Genomic DNA, 20,367 nt, shown 5'->3' with positions numbered 1-20,367 from the left:
GAAATTAGTCTTGATTAGTTGCTAATAAGGAAGGCTGAAGTTTTTTAAGTGCCAATGCTGCAAAAGAGCGAACCTCGTGATTTTTAGCAGTAATCTGAAGCCCGGCTAAAAGAGGCAAGAAACTCGTGTCACCTAGATATTGAATCAAGTAAATAACCGGTAAACGCAGATTACCATCTCCTACTTCAATCAGTTGAATAAGTGCTTTATTAAAACTGATATCTGAATCTTCAAGGATTTCATCATAAACATCTTGATCTTCAATGATCGTAAGTTCTAATAGTGGTAAGAGTATGTGTTTCAGTTTTGGAGAAAGAATATTATCTAAAAATTCGATAGCATTTGCACGCGTATCTTTATCCTGACTCACAAAACCTTGATAAGCCACATCTAGATCTCTGCGATCATAATACACTGCAAGAAGTTTAAAAATAGTTTCAATACGCACCTTTAATTGAATATCAAGAACCTCTAAAAGACCCTCGCGCGCAATTCGCAGTTCAGTTTGATCATCAAAAGATAAACCCGTATAATTTTCTCTTTTAAAATTGCCGCTAATTACCTTTTTACTACTAATTATATCGCGATACTCATAACTTAAATTAAGTAGTTCTTTAAAAATTATCTTCGGAAAAAAATTGAGTTTAGACTCTTTACGTTTTAATTTATAGAGCGATTTTGCAGAAGCTTTTCGTATTAAATTATCCTTACTTTTCAAGAGTCTTAATAATATACGTACTGAAGCTTGTGTTTCAAAAGTTTGAATAACAGCTGGAATATGTTTCTTTACATTATTTTTTAAAGTCTTTGCAGCCTCGCGTGCAAGTAGGTTTTCACTAATAGACTCACCATATGATCTCAACGCCTCAATAGCCTCTTTTCTATATTCCTTTATCGTTAGAAATTCAATCAATGCATCAATAAACATAGGTTCTTGAGAGATTCCCGCTGCAATTATCGCGTGGCGCACAATGTGCGAATCTCTGTTATTAAAGTTTACCGATATGAAAGAGTAAAACTGTGGAAATTGCGCATAGCCAATAGATTCTAACAAAAAGGAAAGCTCCTCTGGCCGGTGGATACTATTAGGAAGATCGAGTTCTGCCAGCCATAACTCAATACGTAATTCCAAGTTGTAGCGTGAAGCAATTTTTTTATTTGTACTTGATTCTTTAGCAAGACATAACAATGCTGCGTGCGCTATATAATCACTACTGTGATTTAAATACGAGTCAAAAATGCGACTGTCGTTTAGTGAAGTGTGGAGAATGAGATAATTCATTGCTGCATACACTACTTCATCATCCTTAAAATGAACCAGTTTTTGTACCACCTCTACTGCTGTACCTTCAGGGTAATGAAACAATTGATTTATAGCGGCAATTTTAACATCATTATCTTCGTGCTCTAATAACTGGAGGATTTTGGGCATCAGTATTTTTGCATTTCTTCCTGATAATTGGTCTAGATACATTCGTATTTGATCAGGTTCGCCAGAGCTCAAAATTCTTTTTCCTAATTCTATAGGTGATTTACGTTTGCGCACAGGTACACCATCAGAAATGGCGACTGCATCCCGCAAGCTCTTTCTAAAGCTTTTGAAATAAGTATCGCGTACTTTGAAAATTCCCACGATCCAAACCAAAATTAAAAATATGATGATTACCGTAACATAGTTTGTTGGTAACGAGAGTCCCTTAATTATAAATATTAAAAGAAAGCCGGCAATACCGGTGGCTACACTATCTACCACAACATCGATAAAAGATTTTGTTCTGTTTTTTATCTCTAATGAAATAGGAACCATAGCAAGCTCTGTAGCCGCTTTATTTATCGATTGTTTAAAACTACCATCCAGACCTTTGATAATTATAAGTACCCATAATTCAGGAAAAGTAAGAAACAACAGTGATCCTAGTGCAATACCTAGAGGAAGTATTAAAAGCGAACTATTTACTCCTAATTTTTCTACAACTCTATTCGTTAGAAAAAGCTGTATTCCTAGTGAGAATAGATTAAAGGTAGAAAACCAGAATCCAAAAAATGAGGCTAGTTCATCTGCATCAGGGATTGCTTTACTTGCAAAATCGCTAAATTGAAAATCAACCAGCTTGGCAATTATTACACTTAAACCAATTATTAAAGCGAGATACGTTAAGTGCTTTGATTTCAGTAGTAATTTAAATGCAGAATCATCTAATGCGTGATGTATAGATGTTGAACGCGAAGTACGACCTACATAACCTCTTTTGTAAATCTGAGCTAATATAGGTATACAGGATAAAATAAATACCGCTGCGATAAGTAGCATATTACCATTCCCGATAAAAGGAACTAATATGGTTGTGAGGTAACCTCCAAATATCCCACCGGCAATTGCTCCAGATCCAATAAATCCAAAAAGTCGTTTTGCTTCGCGTGCATTAAAAACCATATTGGCGAGTAGCCAAAACTGACTGGTTGTGAGCACGGCAAATATTCCACTTATTACATAGTATATATAAAGAATACTACCATTTATAAGTTTCAATTTATAGAGTGCACTAAGCACAATAAATGCAATAGCGAAGAAAGAAAGCGAAAAGATAATTATACGCTTCAGAGAATAGAACCTAACGGCTTTATTATAAAAATAAGATGTTACTACAGCTATGCCTGCAATTAATAGGTAAGCAAAAGCAAGATTGTCTGCACCCAAACCTTTAAGAAAAAGTGCATTAACAGTGGGTTTAACGATTAAAAGAATCGTTATTATAAGAAAGACGTATAACTGCATTAAAAAAGAGATGGTGATCTCACCATCTCTTATATTAAACGTCTTTTTCAGAAATTTCTTAATCACCTATTCGACCAGCACCTTTTGTAGCGCTTGCCAGTAAAGTTCGAGATTTTTGTAAAGCTTTCTCAACTGGAAATACTAAATTTCTAATTATTTGTTCACCATTAGGATCTTCTACTAGAGCTACTAAAATATACTTACGACCATTCTCTCCCCAAACTAAAATAGAATCTGAATGGTAATTTTGCCAAGAACCAGATTTTCTAAATAAGCGCGCAGTAGGAGCAATACGCTCAAGTGTATTTACAAATTTGTGATGTAAAGAAGGATTCTCCATAATATCAAGCATTTCTTTAGAACGCTCAGCACTTACTAAAGTTCCTGTTACAAGCTTGTAATAAAAGCGACATACTTGTTCTGCTGTAGCTGCGTGACTTAATCCCTTTAAAGGGTCTGGTCTGCGCTCACCGGCAGCAGCGTAACGCTTACCCACCCATAAACCGCCACCATTAGTCTTATCGTATAGTTTGTATTTGTCACTAGTAAGAACACTAGATATTTTATCATACCCAAGGCGGTCTATCATTCTAGTACTGGCTTGATTATTAGATTTACTAATCATCAACCACATGTCGTTTTTAATCTCGGCAGTTTCCTTCATCTCTCCTTTATCAATTGCATCCATTGCAGCTAATAAAATTGCTATTTTAGGTAAACTGGCGGCGTACATCATTTCCTCACCGTTGATGCCCGCATATTGAATAGCATTGGGATCGTCTAAGCTTACAATTCCCACAGACATTTTCTTATTAGCAATTAAGCTTTTAAGTTTTGGATCTTTGGTTATTTGATTGTACAGTTGGGTAGTTAAAATTTTACTGTTGAAATTCTCGAGCGGAGCGTCGATACAAATTTTAAGGGGTAATTCTTGTGCAAATGTATTGGAAAATATTGCTACTACTAGCAATAAAATTAACAATTTAAGTCTTTTCATAAACAATATTTAGGGTAACGTCTTTGGGGTTAACGCGCTCTTTTTTATAATAGTATGTAAAGGTTAAGGAAAAATTGTGTTAAAGTTCATTTTTAACACATATAATCGATGAGGGACAATAATTGCGTCAATAAAAAGTTAAAATTAACAATTTTGACATTTAATAATCCCATCTGCGAGTTTGGTTAAGTTCTTCTTCTTTTTTGAGTTCTTCCGCAGGTATAACTTTTAAAAATGACGGATGTTGCTCAATGGCATATTCAATCATCTCTACGATATCTTCTACAGAGTCATTCTCATAATCAATATCTAATGGTTCTTTAATTTCCATTGTCTGAAGGATTCCTCGTTTTTTTATACGTATTCCTTTTTTATCAAAAGATCTTCTAAAACCATCAATTACTATAGGAACAACCACGGGTTTGTATTGTTTAATTATATGTGCGGTTCCTTTACGTATAGGTTTCCAAGGTTTTGTAGTACCTTGAGGAAATGTAATTACCCATCCATCATGTAGTGCGATACCTATATTCTCAGTATCACTTAAATTAACCGGTCTATCAATTTCCTGACCTTTTGAGCGCCACGTTCTATTTACTGAAACTGCTCCCGCATACGCCATAATACGAGGCAGTAAACCACTCCGCATAGTTTCACTAGCAGCTACATAATAAATATTAAGTTTAGGATCCCATAGATAACCTACATTTTTAATAGAATCTACACGGCCACTTAAACTCGCATTAAATACGTGAAACATAGCTACCACATCTGCAAAATAGGTCTGATGGTTAGATACAAAAAGAACATTTGTTCCCGGTAATGCTGTAATTATTTCAGAACCATCTATCTGCAAGGCATTAAACCCTCGATAACGTCTATGAGACATAACGCCCATAATACGTATCAACCACTTTTTTATAATCAAGTAGTGTCCAAAAGGATTAGTTTTAAAAAGCCCCATAATTAGTTATAAACTCGTAATGCTGTTTTGTGAAATATAAAATTAAAACTTTAAATACTACTTCTTATCTTCTTCTAATTGTTGCAAAGCCCATTTTACCTCGCTAAGCATCATAGCTGTCGCACCCCAGACAATATTTTTTGTCAATAAAAAAGCCGGAACATCTACCATTTTACCATATGATGTATCAACGGTTTGAGAAACAATACTGGAGTCTGCTAAAAACTCAGTTAGCTTAACTTCCAAGATTGATTCTACCTCAGACTCCTCTTTTACAAAGTTAGGTGTATGCCTAACAATACCTATAAATGGCTGCACCCAGAAATTACTGGGTGGAATATATATTTTGGTAAGTTTTTTATAAATTTCAATACTGGAACGCTCCACTCCTATTTCTTCTTCTGTCTCCCGTAAAGCGGTTTCTTCAATAGAATTATCAGATGCTTCTGCTTTTCCTCCGGGAAATCCTACTTGATTGCTGTGTACACCCTTATAAGTTTTACGTAAAATGAGTACGAGCATAGTTTCTCCATTTTGAGCATTGGGGTAAAATAATGACATTACTCCTGCCCAGCGTGGATTGCGCTGTTCAATATCTAGTGATGCCAATTCATCTATTCGTTCTGTAGGTGCCATTAGATAATGCGCTTCTTGCCCCAGAAGTTGTAAATTGTTTAATTTTGGCAATCTTTTTATAAACTCATCAAACTGCATATATGCGTATTAGTTTTTCTATTTTAATTCTTGCAATACTTCTTGCAGGTGCCGGTTGTGAAGATAAAAAATCAAAAGTTAAAGAAGAAAGTACTCAAACCATTGAAAAAAAAGCAGATAGCTCTGAGGCTGATAAAGCCAAAGCCCAAAATGAGAAATTAAAAACCAAAGCAGGCTCTATAATTGAATCACAGGCAGAGTTAATTCCCTTTTTAACTGCCTACGGAAAACGCAACCCGGAGACCCGTGTACGTATTAAAACGGAGTTTGGTGATATCGAAGTTGAGCTATTTAAGGATACTCCATTACATCGTGCAAATTTCATTCTACTTGTAAAACAAAATTATTTTGACAATACTATGATTCATAGAAATTCACCCAATTTTGTTGTGCAGGGTGGAAACAGCGATGGCTATGAAACTCCTAAAAAAAGGCAACGCATTGGAAATTATTTAATCCCTAATGAAGCTTCCTCAAGTCACGCACACGTGCGAGGTGCATTTTCGGCAGCAAAATATTTAGAGCAGAATATAAGTGATGCATCTTCTCCATTTGAATGGTTTATTGTTCAACCGGCACGGGGAGGTCATCACTTAGATGGTGAACATACCGTTTTTGGTAGAGTTACTAAAGGAATGAATGTGGTTGACCAAATTAATAAAGTGGAAGTTGATGAAAATGAGTGGCCACTGAAAAATATCTATATAGATATTGAATTAATGGATTAATTAAATATACCGGTATCAAAACCATCAAGACTTTCTTTATTTTTTTCAGTCCAGTATTCTTTAATACCCTCTTCTCCTTTTTGCTCTGCCCATAGTTTAAGGGTATCACGTTCACCTTTGTACTCCATAAATGGAACACCAAAACCACAAGAGGTCTGAACCAGCTCAATAGATAATTTAAATATTTGTCGGGCTCCAGCAGTTTCTTCAAAATGTTTTAAGTATTCTGAAAATAGCGCATCACGTTCGTGAAAAGTTTCAGCTGTACCGTATAATCTTAAAATAAGCGGATTCTTCTCAAATGAGCAAAACATAATTGTCATTCTGGGATCTTTAAGAACGTGCGCGGCACTTTCATTACCACTTCCGGTCAAATTAAGCCATATTACTTCTTTATCATTCAGTATATAAAAAGTGCTCATTCCTTTAGGAGATACATTCACAAAACCAGTATTTGCAGCAGTACCTACAAAGAATATTTTTTGATTAGTTATAAATTCCTTCAATTGAGAATTTAATTCCGGACGCTTCTTTCCCATAAAAATGACTTTTAAATTTACACCAGCTCCTCCTTTTTATAGATAGAAGGTAATTGTAGTTTAAAGATAACCGCTAATGTGCGCACTACAATTACTAAAGAGCCAGATATTACCGAATTAATTACAGTATTCACACCAAAATGATCGAGTAAAACAAACATTCCACCTCCCACAATGCATGCACTTGCATAGATCTCCTTTCTAAATATCACCGGAATTTCTGTGCATAAAATATCTCTTAAAACGCCTCCAAAACAAGCCGTAATTGTTCCTAGAGCTATACAAATAACTGGTGCTAAACCTATGAGCAAACCCATTTGCACTCCGGTAATTGTATAGAGAGCTATACCTATGGTATCAAAAAGGAAGAGGGATTTACGCACATAGCGTAGTTGCTTTCTAAAAATAATAGCCACTACGGTTGCTATAAAAATTAAATAAACAAATGAGGTATTTAAAATCCAGGTTACCGGTGATTTACCTATTAGTAAATCACGTAAAGTACCGCCACCCACAGAGGTTACTGTTGCAATAATAAGGATTCCAAAAATGTCCATTCGTTTTTTTGTCGCCGTTATCACTCCAGAAATTGCAAATGAAATAGTCCCTAAAATATCAATAATATCTGCTGCCAGACTTTCCATTACAGTTGTGTATAATAATTATAATCTTTTAATACCCGATCTATAAATTGAATGGGTTTCTCGTCTGGTGTGATTTGCATGGTGCGCGCAAGTTTATCACTTAGTTTTACAATAACGTTGTGTTTGCCATTATATCTCGACTGACTATAGATAGTTTTTACCTTCTGAATATCTGCATCATTAAATACAGTAACCTGTGGATATTTTGGCACGTAATCCTCAGGTATTTCTTCTAGCAATGTCTGTCTTAAATTTACTTTTTTGCGCTCACTAATAACCGTAGTGCCGGCTGCAATATCACCTAAGCGTTGTCCTTTCCCATTAAGTAAAATGGTAAATACAGCAATACCTCCACTGGTAAGAGATATATCTATAGTACGCATAATCCATCGTACAAAAAAGCTTCCAAATCCCGGCTTAGAACCATCAATTTTTACGACTCTTAGATTTAAAGCTGCTTTACCCAATGTGCGACCATTCCAAAAAGTTTCCATAAAGAGGAAATAAAGAAAAGCAGGTATTCCTATAACCATAAAGAATATACTGGCAGAAGCGAGTGAATTGCTTTCAATTCCGAAAGCAGCCAGAGAAAAAACTGTAATTAAAAAATAGGCAACTAAAATAAAGAAGTCTATAATGTACGCCAGAATACGGTCACCTATTCCTGCTACATTTTGATTTATGCTCACATTTTGAGCAGTTTCAATTTGAAAATTATCCATTAATTCTTTTCTTTACCTTCCTTGTTAATTTTGAGAAATCTATTCTTTAAATAACAAATTTGAATTGCTACAGGCTTTACCCTGATTTTATAATTATTTAAACTAGTTTTCAGGAAATTTAATCAAAATTGATTCTTCTAATACCCGTTTTATGCGCGAAGCAGCTTTTGTGAAGCAAAATAAGGATAAATGGTTAAGATTTGAAAATGTAATGGTAGGTAATCAAAGTGATTTATCTCCAGATGAATTATCTGCTCTGTATTTAGAAGTTACCGATAACTTAAGCTATTCCCGAACATTTTATCCAGAAAGCAAAACCACCAGCTACCTCAATTACTTAGCTTCACAATCTCATCAAAAAATTTATAAAAATAAGAGAGAATCAAGCAACAGATTTATTTCATTTTTCACTAATGAATTTCCAAAATTAATGTTTGGTTATCAAAGACATCTACTTCTTTCATTTTTGACATTTTTACTTTTTGCAATAATAGGCGCTTATAGTGCCGCTACAGATGGCGCTTATGTACGCAGTATTTTAGGCGATGGATATGTAAATATGACATTAAAAAATATCGCTAATAATGATCCTATGCGGGTTTATAAAGAAATGAATGAAACAGAAATGTTCTTAGGGATCACCATAAATAATATTAAAGTCGCTTTAATGGCATTTATCTACGGAATTTTATTCTGCGTAGGCTCACTCTTTATAATGATGAAAAACGGTGTTATGCTGGGTTCTTTTCAGTATTTCTTCTATGATAAAGGCGTGCTTTGGGAGTCTGTACGCACTATATGGATACACGGTACTATTGAAATTTCTGTTATAATAATTGCAGGAGCAGCAGGTTTAGTTTTAGGTTCTGGAATATTATTTCCTGGTACGTATACGCGCTTAGCATCTTTTAAACACAGTATGAAAGATGGTTTAAAAATTGTCGTTAGTACTATTCCTTTTTTTATAATAGCTGGATTTCTAGAAGGTTTTGTAACACGCCATACTGAAATGCCAGACTGGTTAGCTATTTTAATTATTAGCATTTCCTTGTTACTAATATTGTTTTACTACGTCCTATATCCTCATATCGTTAACAAAAAACAACGCCAACTAAAAAAATGAAAGAACTAATACAATTTAAAAGACAGCGAGAACTTGGAGATGTCCTATCTGATACCTTTAAATTTTTGCGCCTAGAATATAAACCTCTATTTAAAGCGCTCCTTCAGAATGCGGCAGTACCTTTTGTTATTCTAATTGTGTTTTCTGCTTATTACACCAGCGTTGCTACAGATTTCACAAACATCTTAGAAGGCTCCTTTAATGCTTCGGGAGTATTTATTTCCCTTATTGGCTTAGTGATCGCTCTGTTTTTTTATTATGGAGTTCTTTATGGAACCATTTTAAATTATATCAAACTTTATATCGAAAATGAAGGAATTGTAGATCAGACATTACTGAAACAACAAGTGCGCGCAGATCTTGGTAGATTAACAGGTTTGTCTTTTCTCTCTGGTTTAATGCTCTTAATAGGTTTTATGATGTGTATTCTTCCAGGAGTTTACATCTCTGTCCCATTATCATTATCCTTTGCTGTTATAGTGTTTAAAAATAAATCTGTGATTGACGCTATTGCTTATAGTTTTAGTCTTGTTAAAGGGGAATGGTGGATGACGTTTGCCACAATTCTGGTAGTAGGGCTCTTGCTTTACGTAGCGAATGTGGTATTTTCTCTTCCGTTAATTATTTACTCATTAGTAAAAGCATTTTCTTCAACGGAACAACTTTCACCGGCAAATCTTTCTGGGGTTTTTGATTGGGTTTATATTAGTCTAAATGTAGCTACAACCGCAATTCAGTATATTTTAGCCGGGATATTTGCTATCGCCATTGCGTTAATATACTTCAACTTAAACGAAAAAATTAACCAAACAGGAACTTTTGAAACTATAGATAGTATAGGATCTGATATTTAATGCACTATCCATTTTACTACATATTATTTCTATTTCTTAGTGTATTTAATTTTAGTATAAAAGCTGAAGTTCAAGACTCTGTACAACCTGATAAAAGTATTCAATACGACGAGCGCAGGGTGGATATTCAGGAATTTGACAGTGAAATTCTTAAAGATTACAGATCAAGAGAAGCATTTAATTATGAAGAGTTAATTCCGCCAGATAATCTGTGGAATCGCTTTAAAACCTGGCTTGATGATTTATGGGAATCGTTAATAAAATGGATTTTACAAGGAGAAGAGGCTACCGGAATTTTAGGATTTCTCGTACGTGCACTACCCTATCTTTTAATTGCAGGCGTTGTGGCATTTTTAATATGGCTGTTCATAAAAGTGGATATAGGTGGATCCCCTCTTAAAAGGAAAGATCTTAATACTGTATTAGTAACCGACGAGCAACAGATTATCGAGAGTCAAAATATACAGGAACTGATAAATGATGCGCTAACTCAAAAAAATTATCAATTAGCGGTTAGATATTATTACCTGCTACTTCTTCAAAAACTTGCAAAAAAAGAACTAATCGATTGGCAAGTACAAAAGACAAATGCCGACTATATCTACGAAATCAAAAATCCAGAACTGCGCAGTGAATTTTCAAAACTTACGCGTATTTATGATTTCATATGGTATGGAAACTTTGAAGTAACTGAGTCTGCATTTTATAAAGCCGAAAAAGAGTTTATAAAATTAACCGCTACCCTATGACACTACGTTATAAAATTTTAGCGGGTATACTTATTCTCGCTGTCACTCTTTTAATTGCTGCAGAAGCCACAAAACCTGAACCTGTAAATTGGTTTCCGAGTTATGGTAAAATCGATAAAATTCCTTTTGGAACTTATATTTTTTACGATCAGCTCAGTTCTATTGTCGATAAGGACAGACTTGAAGAAGTTAATATTCCACCCTTTGAGTTTATAGATAGTACAAAAATGGGAACTTATTTTTTTCTCAATAGTTCAGTCTATAATGATGAAGCAGAAGCGCAAAAACTTCTTGAATGGGTTGCAAGTGGTAATACTTTATTTATCGCTGCAAATACGGTAAGCAAAACACTTCTGGACACTCTTAACTTAAGTACTGCTTATTACAGTACTACAAAATTAATCAAGAAACGACCTCTGGTTAATCTGAGTAATCCACAATTAAAAAGTAGATCACCCTATTTACTAGATAAAGATGTTAGCACCACTTATTTTGATGAGATCGACACCTTAAAAACCACTGTTTTAGGGGTATTTGATCTTATGAAAGATGAAGATTCTACGCAAATCAAAGAGCCTAAAATTAATTTTATTGCAACACCATTTAAAAAAGGGACCATCATAATAAACACATTTGCTGAAGGGTTTACAAATGCATTTATGCTAAAAGAAGGAAATGCCAGATATACGGCTGGGGCTCTCACCTATCTACCTGCTAATGGTAAAATTTATTTAGATCATAATTATAAAAATAGTAAGGCTGTAGCAGAATCTCCCTTGTATATAATTTTAAACAACAAGTATTTAAAATGGGCTTGGTATACCCTATTGCTTACGACAGTTATCTGGGTTTTGTTTGAGGGTAAGCGAAAACAGCGCAGTATAGAAATAATCAAGCCGTTGCCAAATCAAACTCTAGATTATACGAGAACTATTGCAGGAATGTATTTAGATAAAAAGGATAATAGACAGATTGCAATTCACCAGATTAACCACTTTATGGAATATATAAGGTCTACCTTTATTTTGGCAACAGATAAAAAAGATCAAGATTTCATCGAAAAACTTGCTGCTAAAAGCAATATTTCGGTATTGGAAATTAAAAATACAATAGACTTTATCAACACACTGAAGCCAAAAGCTGTAATTACTGAAGATGAATTGATACAGTTAAACTCTTACATTGAAAACTTTAAAAAATACCATCAAGATGGACGAATCAATTAATAATTCTGAAAATACAAACAAGGAGTTACAATCTACTTCTGCTACTGAAAGTTCAGAGAATATGGATTTTGTAAACCGAATTCCCTTAGAGGGACTTCGTAGTGCCGTAGACCAACTTAAATCAGAATTAGCTAAAGTAATCGTGGGTCAACACGAGTTTATTGAGTTATTAATAGTTGCACTTTTATCTGAAGGACATGTATTGATAGAAGGAGTTCCCGGTATCGCAAAAACGGTAACCGCAAAACTATTTGCAAAAACATTAAGTACAGCATTTAGTCGAATACAGTTTACCCCAGATCTTATGCCGAGTGATGTATTAGGAACATCGGTATTAAATATGAGTACAAGTAATTTTGAATTTAAACACGGGCCTATATTTTCAAATATTGTACTTATCGATGAGATAAACAGAGCACCTGCAAAAACGCAGGCAGCCCTTTTTGAAGTAATGGAAGAACGTCAAATAACCATAGATGGTCATCAATACAAATTAGACAAGCCATTTATGGTTTTAGCAACTCAGAATCCTATTGAGCAGGAAGGAACTTATGCATTACCTGAAGCACAATTAGACCGATTTTTATTTAAAATTAAAGTGGGTTACCCAGACCTTACCGATGAGATTGCCATTCTAAAAAGCCACAATGAACGAACTATAAGCCAAGAAGCTTCAATTACACCTGTCCTAACTCCAGACCAGTTGGCAGAATACCGCAGTCAAATTCATCAAATATGTATTGAAGAAAAGATATTAAACTACATCGCCGCGATCACTGTCAAATCAAGAACGCATCCTCATTTGTATTTAGGAGGTTCGCCACGTGCATCACTAGCAATTATGAACACCTCAAAGGCTTTTGCTGCAATCAATGGACGTGATTTTGTTACACCAGATGATGTAAAAAGAACAGTTATACCGGTGCTTCGACATCGTGTAATTCTCTCTCCAGAACGAGAAATGGAAGGGATGACACCAGAAAATGTAATAGATATGCTTGTTCAATCTATAGAAGTACCCCGCTAGTGCGCATAATTAGATTTATAAAAAGTTTATATTTAGGAACACGGGTTTACTATGCCGTAGCTATACTCATACTTCTATTCTTAATTTCATATTGGGTTCATCTATTTTTCCCAATTGCATTAATTGGGATATGGCTTTTATTACTAATCATCTTATTTGACTGTGTAACACTTTATAGAACAGCTGAAGGAATAACCGCTACTAGAAATTTACCCGAAAAGTTCTCTAATAGTGATTTAAATGAAGTTCCTCTTTTTATTCAAAACAAATACAGCTTTAAAATCTATTACGAAATAATTGATGAAATCCCCATTCAATTTCAAAAACGAGATTTTTTAAAATCAGGTTCCATAGAATCAAAAGATCGCGTAGCTATTAATTATGCACTACGACCCGTTGACAGAGGAGTTTATAACTTTGGAAATCTCAATATATACGTACATTCTCCACTGCAAATCATTAAGCGCCGATATACATTTAATAATGGACAGACCGTAAAAGTGTATCCTTCCTTTATTCAAATGAAGAAATATGCATTTTTAGCTATAGATAATAAACTAACACAGTTCGGACTCAAGAAAATACGTAGAATAGGTCACACAATGGAGTTTGAGCAAATAAAGGATTACGTGAGTGGTGATGATGTGCGCACAATAAACTGGAAGGCTACAGCAAAACGAGGTTCTTTAATGATTAATCAGTTTCAGGACGAAAAATCTCAACCGGTTTATTCTATAATAGATGCAAGTCGGGTAATGAAAATGCCTTTTAATGGCCTTACACTATTAGATTATGCTATAAACAGTACGTTAGCCTTCAGTAATATTGCACTTAAAAAAAATGATAAGACTGGTTTAATCACTTTCAGTAACAGCATTCAAAATCATTTAGCTGCAAGTAATAAAAAAACACATCTTAATATTATTCTAGAAATCTTATATGCTATAAATACAGAATTTTTAGATAGCGACTTCGGAAGGTTATATGCAGAAGTCAAGCGTAAAATTACCCATAGAAGTTTGTTACTTCTGTATACAAACTTTGAACATATAAGCAGTTTGCATCGACAACTACCTTATTTAAAAGGCTTGTCAAAAAAACACGTACTTGTTGTTATCTTTTTTGAAAACACAGAACTCGATACTCTTATCAAGAAAAAAGCTGCAAACACTCCAGAAATTTATCATAAAACAATAGCACAAAAAATGGAATATGATAAAAAACTTATGGTAAAAGAATTAGAAAATCACGGAATACAAGCTGTTTTAACGCGACCTGAAGATCTTTCTGTGAATACAATAAATAAATATCTTGAGATAAAGGCAAGAGGAATTTTGTAAGTTGAAAGTTATACTAAACTTTGAATTTGATTTTTTTAGTATTGTCGTGAAACCCCTTATATTTACAGCTTAAATTTGAACTATGATCAAGGTTACTTTGCCAGACGGCAGTGTAAAAGAATTTGAAAGCGGCGCAACACCATTTGATGTCGCAAACAGCATAAGTGCAGGTCTTGCACGTAATGTTATTTCAGCAAAATATAATAATACAACAGTAGAAACAACGACGCCATTAACAACAGATGGATCACTTGTTCTATACACGTGGAATGATGATGAAGGAAAAACAGCCTTCTGGCACTCCTCTGCTCATATTCTTGCTCAGGCATTAGAAGAATTGTATCCTGGTGTAAAACTTACTATAGGACCTGCAATTGATAAAGGTTTTTATTATGACGTAGATCTTGGAGAACGTACGTTAGGAGAACACGATTTTAAAAAGATCGAAGATAAAATGCTTGAAATCGCACGCGGAAAACACGAATTTTCTATGCGAAGCGTCTCTAAAGCAGATGCTTTAGAATTATACAAAAAACAGGACAATCCGTATAAGGTTGAATTAATAGAAAATCTTGAGGACGGAACGATTACTTTCTGTGATCACGATAGTTTTACAGATTTATGTAGAGGAGGTCATTTACCTAATACCGGTTTTGTAAAAGCGGTAAAATTAATGAGTGTCGCAGGTGCTTATTGGAGAGGTGATGAGAAAAATCCGCAGTTGACTCGAGTTTATGGTATTTCTTTTCCGAAGCAGAAAGATTTAAAAGAATATCTGGAGTTATTAGAAGAAGCAAAAAAGAGAGATCATAGAAAACTAGGTAAAGAACTACAATTATTTACATTTTCTCAAAAAGTAGGTCAAGGCCTGCCATTATGGCTGCCTAAAGGTGCCGCTTTGCGTGAACGCTTAGAAAACTTTTTAAAGGCTGCACAGAAAAAGGCAGGCTATGAAATGGTAGTTACGCCACATATAGGTCAAAAAGAATTGTATGTGACCTCAGGTCATTATGCAAAATATGGTGCAGATAGTTTTCAACCCATTACAACTCCTGCCGAAGGAGAAGAGTTTTTGTTGAAACCAATGAACTGTCCACATCACTGTGAGATTTATAATGCAGTGCAATGGAGTTACAGAGATTTACCAAAACGTTTTGCTGAATTTGGAACTGTATATCGTTATGAGCAAAGTGGTGAATTACACGGCTTAACGCGTGTACGCGGGTTTACTCAAGATGATGCTCATATATTTTGTACTCCAGATCAGTTAGATGACGAGTTTATGAAAGTTATAGATCTAGTACTTTATGTATTTGGATCATTAGGCTTTGAAAACTTCACAGCTCAAGTTTCATTGCGTGATCCTGACAATAAAGAAAAATACATAGGCTCTGATGAAAACTGGGCTAAGGCTGAAAATGCAATCATAAACGCCGCTAAAGCTAAAGGATTAAATTATGTCATAGAAACCGGCGAAGCTGCATTCTACGGACCTAAATTAGATTTTATGGTTAAGGATGCGTTAGGTCGTAGCTGGCAGTTAGGGACTATACAGGTAGATTATAATCTGCCAGAACGCTTTGAACTTACCTATAAAGGCAGTGACAACGAAGAGCATCGCCCAGTAATGATACACCGTGCCCCTTTTGGCAGTATGGAACGTTTTGTGGCGATATTGTTAGAACATACGGGAGGTAATTTCCCACTTTGGCTTATGCCGCAGCAAGCTATCGTTTTAACGCTCAGTGAGAATTATGAGAAATACGCTCAAAATGTTTTAGAATTGTTAGAAAATCACGAAATTCGCGCCACGGTAGATGACCGCGGAGAAACTATGGGTCGTAAGATTCGAGAAGCGGAAATGCAAAAATTACCGTTCATGTTGATTATTGGTGAGAAAGAAGCTAATGATGGTACGGTTTCTGTACGTAAACATGGTGGTGAGGATTTAGGTACGATGACAGTTGCAGAATTTGCAGAAGTTGTTAATACCGAAATCAACAAAACACTAAAGAAATTTGAAGTTTAATTAAAAAGATATAGCCATAGCAATACGTAGAAAAAGATCAAGAGGACCCATGAGGGTTCAGAAGACAGACCAACACCTTATCAATCAAAAGATACGTGCTCGTGAAGTACGACTTGTAGGAGATAATGTAGAAATGGGGGTTTATCCCACCAGTAAGGCACAAGAAATCGCAGATGAGCAGGAATTAGATTTGGTTGAAATATCACCAAATGCAGAACCTCCTGTTTGTAAAGTGATGGATTATAAAAAGTTCGTTTACGAGCAGAAAAAGCGTGAGAAGGTCATGAAGGCCAAAGCGTCTAAAGTAGTCGTAAAGGAAATTAGATTTGGGCCTAATACAGATGATCATGACTACGAGTTTAAAAAGAAACATGCAATTAAATTCCTTGAAGAAGGTTCTAAATTAAAAGCATACGTTTTCTTTAAAGGTCGCTCAATAATCTATAAAGATCAGGGTCAAATATTACTGTTACGTCTAGCTCAGGAACTTGAAGATTATGGCAAAGTTGAACAAATGCCAAAATTAGAAGGTAAAAGAATGATTATGTTCTTAGCTCCTAAGAAAACAGCTAAATAACAGTCTTTAAGACACAAAAGATAAATCCCGTCTTTTTTACAAGGACGGGATTGTTTTGATATTAAAAGATCAAAGCAAAAAACATAAGCGGATTAATTAAATAAACTAGGAATTATGCCTAAGATGAAAACAAAAGGCAGTGCTAAGAAGCGTTTTAAGCTTACAGGTACTGGTAAAATCAAAAGAAAGCACGCGTTTAAGAGTCACATCTTGACTAAAAAGTCTAAGAAACGTAAGCTTGCATTAACTCACGATACTCTCGTTCACAAAGCTGACGAAAACAACGTGAAAATTATGTTACGTATTAAATAATACGTAACCGGTTCAATTATTTTATAAACCCTGGAGTTAGGCAAAACATTAAATAAAGCGTTTTAAAAGTGGTATTACTACCCGCCTGCTACAAAAACAATTAAATTATGCCAAGATCAGTAAATTCAGTTGCTTCTAGAGCCCGAAGAAAAAAGGTAATGAAGCAAGCCAAAGGTTACTTTGGAAGACGTAAAAACGTCTATACAGTTGCAAAAAATGCGGTTGACAAAGCAATGCTATATGCATACCGTGACCGTCGCCAAAAGAAAAGAAATTTCCGTGCTTTATGGATAACTCGTATCAACGCGGGTGTACGTTTACATGGTATGTCTTATTCTCAGTTTATGGGCAAAGTGAAAACTGCAAAAATCGAACTTAACCGTAAGGTTTTAGCAGATTTAGCAATGAATCACCCAGAAGCTTTTGAAGCAATCGTAAATAAAGTAAAATAAGGCTAACGCCTAATTAACAATATTCCGCTTATACTAGAAAAGCCCAATCTTACGATTGGGCTTTTTTTTATTCTATAAATAATATTAGTTTTAGCTTTACAACCAGTTAAAATGAATTTCCTTTTCAATATCTGGATGAAGACTGTTATGAACGGGACAGGTATTAGCCGTATTCTCTAATATCTTTCGATCCTTATCAGCAGCCACACCTTTTAGATCTAATTGTATTTCGATTCTAGCAATTCGTCTAGGATTTGAAGACATTATCTTATTAATTAGTGCCACAGATCCTTCCAAATTGACACCTTCTAAAGATTCAGCTTTAATTCCCATTACAGTAAGCATACAGCTTGCTAGAGCAGTTGCCACAGTGTCAGTAGGTGAAAAAGCCTCTCCTTTACCATTATTATCTGTAGGAGCATCTGTAATAAACGAATTTCCTGATTTCAAATGTTCGCACGTAGTACGTAATCCACCTAAATAAGTCACTTTACTAGTCATAAAAGTTTAGTTTTTTAGATACCCAGTATTTACATTAGTGTCACTAGAAACTTCAACCACAATCTCTTCTAAATCTTTCCCGTATTTAATAATATAAGATGCTTTGTTATAGTATCCTGAAGAAGCAGGGTCTTGAACATAATTGAACTTATTCTCTACATATTGGGTTATATAACCAGAATCGGCAGCAGTGTAAAGACTTTCTGAAGCTGCTAATCGTAATAAGGTATCAAATGTAATATCATATCCTCTTACAGCATAACTGCTAGGGGCATAACCATACTTAGAACTGTAAGCATTTACAAAAGACTCATGAGAATAATCATATTCTCTTGAAACAGATGGAAAATGAAAATTTAATTTCATTAGAGTAATATTAGATACATCATCACTATCATATGCAGAACCCTTATCTGTAGTTAACAAGGTTATCTCACTGCCAGACAACTGTGTACTTAAGGTTGTAGTAATATTACTTATTAAGGCAATATCATTAGATTCTAAAATTACCCAGTTTTGAATGGTACGAGAAAGATTTGAGACTAAATCACTAGCTCTTATATAATAGCCATTACCACTACTTCTTGGCGTCACAATTTTTGCATCAGGATATAAACTTTGAATACGTTGTTTTGTATTTTGATTTTTAGAATCTGCAACAATAATTATATTTTTTCCTCGACCATTTTGTTTTATAAAATTGATCATTTGATCTTTTAAAATTTTATCATCTGGACGAGATTGAAACAGATTTGAGCTCATTGTAACCGATGGAACGATAGGTGAAACCACCGGAATACCTTTATTTCTCAACATTGCTGAGGCTTTTTCAACATTAGATGTAAGTAAAGGACCTATTACAACATTCATTTTATCAAAGTCTTTGCGGTTAATGATTTCTTCAATTTTACGATCATTAGTAGCATTACCCGCAGATCGAGAATACTGGGTGTCATAAACGTATAAATTTGAAGAAATCCCTAATGCTTTAGCTGAATCAACAGCCATAAGTACACCACTGTAAAAGTCCAGCGCAATATTCATTACGCGATCTGACTTTAAGGCACTTTTTTTCAATTCTTCAGAATCTACCTGAACACTACCCAGATTAAATGGCATCATTACAGCCACATTTTTGACAGATAAGTTTTTTAGATTCTTGGAAAGATTTATCGCACCACCGGTGGTACTAACTTTAATTTCATTTGTAAGTTTTGACTTCGGAATCGTTAAAACCATTCCACTTTTCAATCCATCTCTAAGAGACGGGTTTAAAGTAGTCAATTGTTCTTCAGATAAATTCCATCGCTGGATAAGACTGTATAAGGTTTCCTTAGGCTTAACCTCATAAAAACCATATTTACTATCCTCAATGACAGCATTATTTGTGTAAGCTTTATCGGGAACATTCAATATATCTCCTATTTGTAACCCATCAACAATACCCGGATTTAGGTTTTCAAGATCTGATACAGAAATACCGTACATAGAAGCCAAACCATATTTAGTTTCTTTTGGCTTTACGATGTGTTTTCTGTTTGTAGTCGTAGGTTTTGAAGTTTCTGAAATTGCTTCAGAAGCTTTTGGCTTCAGTATTTTTATAATCTCTCCGTTTCGCAATTCAGCACTATACAGATGTTGATTATAACGCTTGATTTGTGATTCGGTAACTCCGTATTTTTTTGTAAGATTATATAGCGTCTCTCCTTTTTGTACCGTATGAAATATAAAATTTTCATTTTCAGTATTTGAGCCAGTAGTGTCTGCATTTCCACCAGGAAGTATAAGAACTAAACCAGGATATAGTTGGCCTTTAGCCTCAGGATTCAGTTTATAGATTTCATAGACAGTTACATTATATTTATTTGCAATACTGGACACAGTCTCGCCTTCACTAACGCGATGACTAGAATAGGTTTGTTGCCCTATACTTGAGCAACTGAATACTACAAAAATGAAAATAAACAATATGGTTACATTTCTCATTACTGGGATTTTATTATAAATGGGATTTTAAGTCAAGACTCAAAACCCCATTATTAGACTTAATTAAAGTGAAATACCTAAATACGTATTTGCTTTATAATATAATA

20 protein-coding genes are annotated in these 20,367 nt (G+C 34.6%); 11 read left to right on the top strand and 9 right to left on the bottom strand.

What is annotated here, in order from left to right; translation table 11 throughout:
- Window positions 1-4: 4 nt before the first annotated feature.
- The 4 genes from DSM00_RS04565 to DSM00_RS04550 all read right to left on the bottom strand — a co-directional run bounded on the left by DSM00_RS04565 (window position 5) and on the right by DSM00_RS04550 (window position 5,451).
- Window positions 5-2,842 carry an Npt1/Npt2 family nucleotide transporter gene (locus DSM00_RS04565; protein ID WP_128756853.1) on the bottom strand — a complete coding sequence of 946 codons (2,838 nt, stop codon included), beginning with the start codon at window positions 2,840-2,842 and terminating at the stop codon, window positions 5-7.
- The gene (locus tag DSM00_RS04560) at window positions 2,835-3,773 is read right to left on the bottom strand and encodes a serine hydrolase (protein WP_128756852.1); all 939 of its coding nucleotides are present in this window, start codon (window positions 3,771-3,773) and stop codon (window positions 2,835-2,837) included. Before DSM00_RS04560 ends, DSM00_RS04565 begins: the two co-directional genes overlap by 8 nt.
- A gap of 160 nt (window positions 3,774-3,933) precedes the next feature.
- Window positions 3,934-4,737, bottom strand: a complete 804-nt coding sequence (locus DSM00_RS04555; RefSeq protein WP_128756851.1) for a lysophospholipid acyltransferase family protein — start codon at window positions 4,735-4,737, stop codon at window positions 3,934-3,936.
- Between the two features lie 57 nt (window positions 4,738-4,794).
- A complete protein-coding gene (locus tag DSM00_RS04550) occupies window positions 4,795-5,451 on the bottom strand; it encodes an NUDIX hydrolase (RefSeq protein WP_128756850.1) in 657 nt (218 codons plus the stop codon).
- 2 nt (window positions 5,452-5,453) lie between these two features.
- On the opposite strand from DSM00_RS04550, the gene DSM00_RS04545 reads away from it, so the two are divergent.
- Window positions 5,454-6,179, top strand: coding sequence for a peptidylprolyl isomerase (locus DSM00_RS04545; RefSeq protein WP_128756849.1), 726 nt, complete (start codon window positions 5,454-5,456; stop codon window positions 6,177-6,179).
- Here DSM00_RS04545 and DSM00_RS04540 read toward each other — a convergent pair.
- The 3 genes from DSM00_RS04540 to DSM00_RS04530 are packed head-to-tail and all read right to left on the bottom strand — an operon-like array spanning window position 6,176 to window position 8,084.
- Window positions 6,176-6,718: a pyridoxamine 5'-phosphate oxidase family protein gene (locus DSM00_RS04540; RefSeq protein ID WP_128756848.1), complete on the bottom strand. Its 543-nt coding sequence runs from the start codon at window positions 6,716-6,718 to the stop codon at window positions 6,176-6,178. The genes DSM00_RS04545 and DSM00_RS04540 overlap by 4 nt on opposite strands.
- A gap of 17 nt (window positions 6,719-6,735) precedes the next feature.
- Complete coding sequence (locus DSM00_RS04535) at window positions 6,736-7,362, bottom strand: trimeric intracellular cation channel family protein (protein ID WP_128756847.1); 627 nt, start codon at window positions 7,360-7,362, stop codon at window positions 6,736-6,738.
- Window positions 7,362-8,084 carry an RDD family protein gene (locus DSM00_RS04530; RefSeq protein ID WP_128756846.1) on the bottom strand — a complete coding sequence of 241 codons (723 nt, stop codon included), beginning with the start codon at window positions 8,082-8,084 and terminating at the stop codon, window positions 7,362-7,364. Before DSM00_RS04530 ends, DSM00_RS04535 begins: the two co-directional genes overlap by 1 nt.
- Window positions 8,085-8,235: 151 nt before the next feature.
- On the opposite strand from DSM00_RS04530, the gene DSM00_RS04525 reads away from it, so the two are divergent.
- The 10 genes from DSM00_RS04525 to rplT all read left to right on the top strand — a co-directional run bounded on the left by DSM00_RS04525 (window position 8,236) and on the right by rplT (window position 17,773).
- Entirely contained in the window at window positions 8,236-9,207 is a 972-nt protein-coding gene (locus DSM00_RS04525) for a stage II sporulation protein M (protein WP_128756845.1), read from the top strand.
- Window positions 9,204-10,061, top strand: coding sequence for a hypothetical protein (locus DSM00_RS04520; protein ID WP_128756844.1), 858 nt, complete (start codon window positions 9,204-9,206; stop codon window positions 10,059-10,061). Before DSM00_RS04525 ends, DSM00_RS04520 begins: the two co-directional genes overlap by 4 nt.
- Entirely contained in the window at window positions 10,061-10,810 is a 750-nt protein-coding gene (locus DSM00_RS04515) for a DUF4129 domain-containing protein (RefSeq protein WP_128756843.1), read from the top strand. The genes DSM00_RS04520 and DSM00_RS04515 overlap by 1 nt, the downstream gene beginning before the upstream one ends.
- Window positions 10,807-12,036 carry a DUF4350 domain-containing protein gene (locus DSM00_RS04510; protein ID WP_128756842.1) on the top strand — a complete coding sequence of 410 codons (1,230 nt, stop codon included), beginning with the start codon at window positions 10,807-10,809 and terminating at the stop codon, window positions 12,034-12,036. The genes DSM00_RS04515 and DSM00_RS04510 overlap by 4 nt, the downstream gene beginning before the upstream one ends.
- Before the next feature lie 61 nt (window positions 12,037-12,097).
- Entirely contained in the window at window positions 12,098-13,063 is a 966-nt protein-coding gene (locus tag DSM00_RS04505) for an AAA family ATPase (protein WP_241652369.1), read from the top strand.
- An 8-nt stretch (window positions 13,064-13,071) separates the two neighbouring features.
- Entirely contained in the window at window positions 13,072-14,403 is a 1,332-nt protein-coding gene (locus tag DSM00_RS04500) for a DUF58 domain-containing protein (RefSeq protein WP_164916307.1), read from the top strand.
- Between the two features lie 82 nt (window positions 14,404-14,485).
- Window positions 14,486-16,432 (top strand): threonine--tRNA ligase, encoded by a 1,947-nt coding sequence (gene thrS / locus DSM00_RS04495; protein ID WP_128756840.1) that lies wholly within the window; start codon window positions 14,486-14,488, stop codon window positions 16,430-16,432.
- Between the two features lie 49 nt (window positions 16,433-16,481).
- Window positions 16,482-17,009, top strand: coding sequence for a translation initiation factor IF-3 (gene infC / locus DSM00_RS04490; RefSeq protein ID WP_128756839.1), 528 nt, complete (start codon window positions 16,482-16,484; stop codon window positions 17,007-17,009).
- Window positions 17,010-17,123: 114 nt separating this feature from the next.
- A complete protein-coding gene (gene rpmI / locus DSM00_RS04485) occupies window positions 17,124-17,321 on the top strand; it encodes a 50S ribosomal protein L35 (RefSeq protein ID WP_128756838.1) in 198 nt (65 codons plus the stop codon).
- 107 nt (window positions 17,322-17,428) lie between these two features.
- Complete coding sequence (gene rplT, locus DSM00_RS04480) at window positions 17,429-17,773, top strand: 50S ribosomal protein L20 (protein ID WP_128756837.1); 345 nt, start codon at window positions 17,429-17,431, stop codon at window positions 17,771-17,773.
- Between the two features lie 96 nt (window positions 17,774-17,869).
- Here the strand turns inward: rplT and DSM00_RS04475 are convergent, their stop codons facing one another.
- Complete coding sequence (locus DSM00_RS04475; protein ID WP_128756836.1) at window positions 17,870-18,274, bottom strand: OsmC family protein; 405 nt, start codon at window positions 18,272-18,274, stop codon at window positions 17,870-17,872.
- Window positions 18,275-18,280: 6 nt separating this feature from the next.
- Entirely contained in the window at window positions 18,281-20,260 is a 1,980-nt protein-coding gene (locus DSM00_RS04470; RefSeq protein WP_128756835.1) for a LysM peptidoglycan-binding domain-containing protein, read from the bottom strand.
- Window positions 20,261-20,367 lie beyond the last annotated feature (107 nt).

This window comes from Leeuwenhoekiella aequorea (assembly GCF_004104375.1).
In the GTDB taxonomy this organism is placed as follows: Bacteria; Bacteroidota; Bacteroidia; order Flavobacteriales; family Flavobacteriaceae; genus Leeuwenhoekiella; species Leeuwenhoekiella aequorea.
The sequence above is the reverse complement of the archived record's forward strand: the minus strand, read 5'-3'. Positions and strand labels throughout refer to the sequence as shown.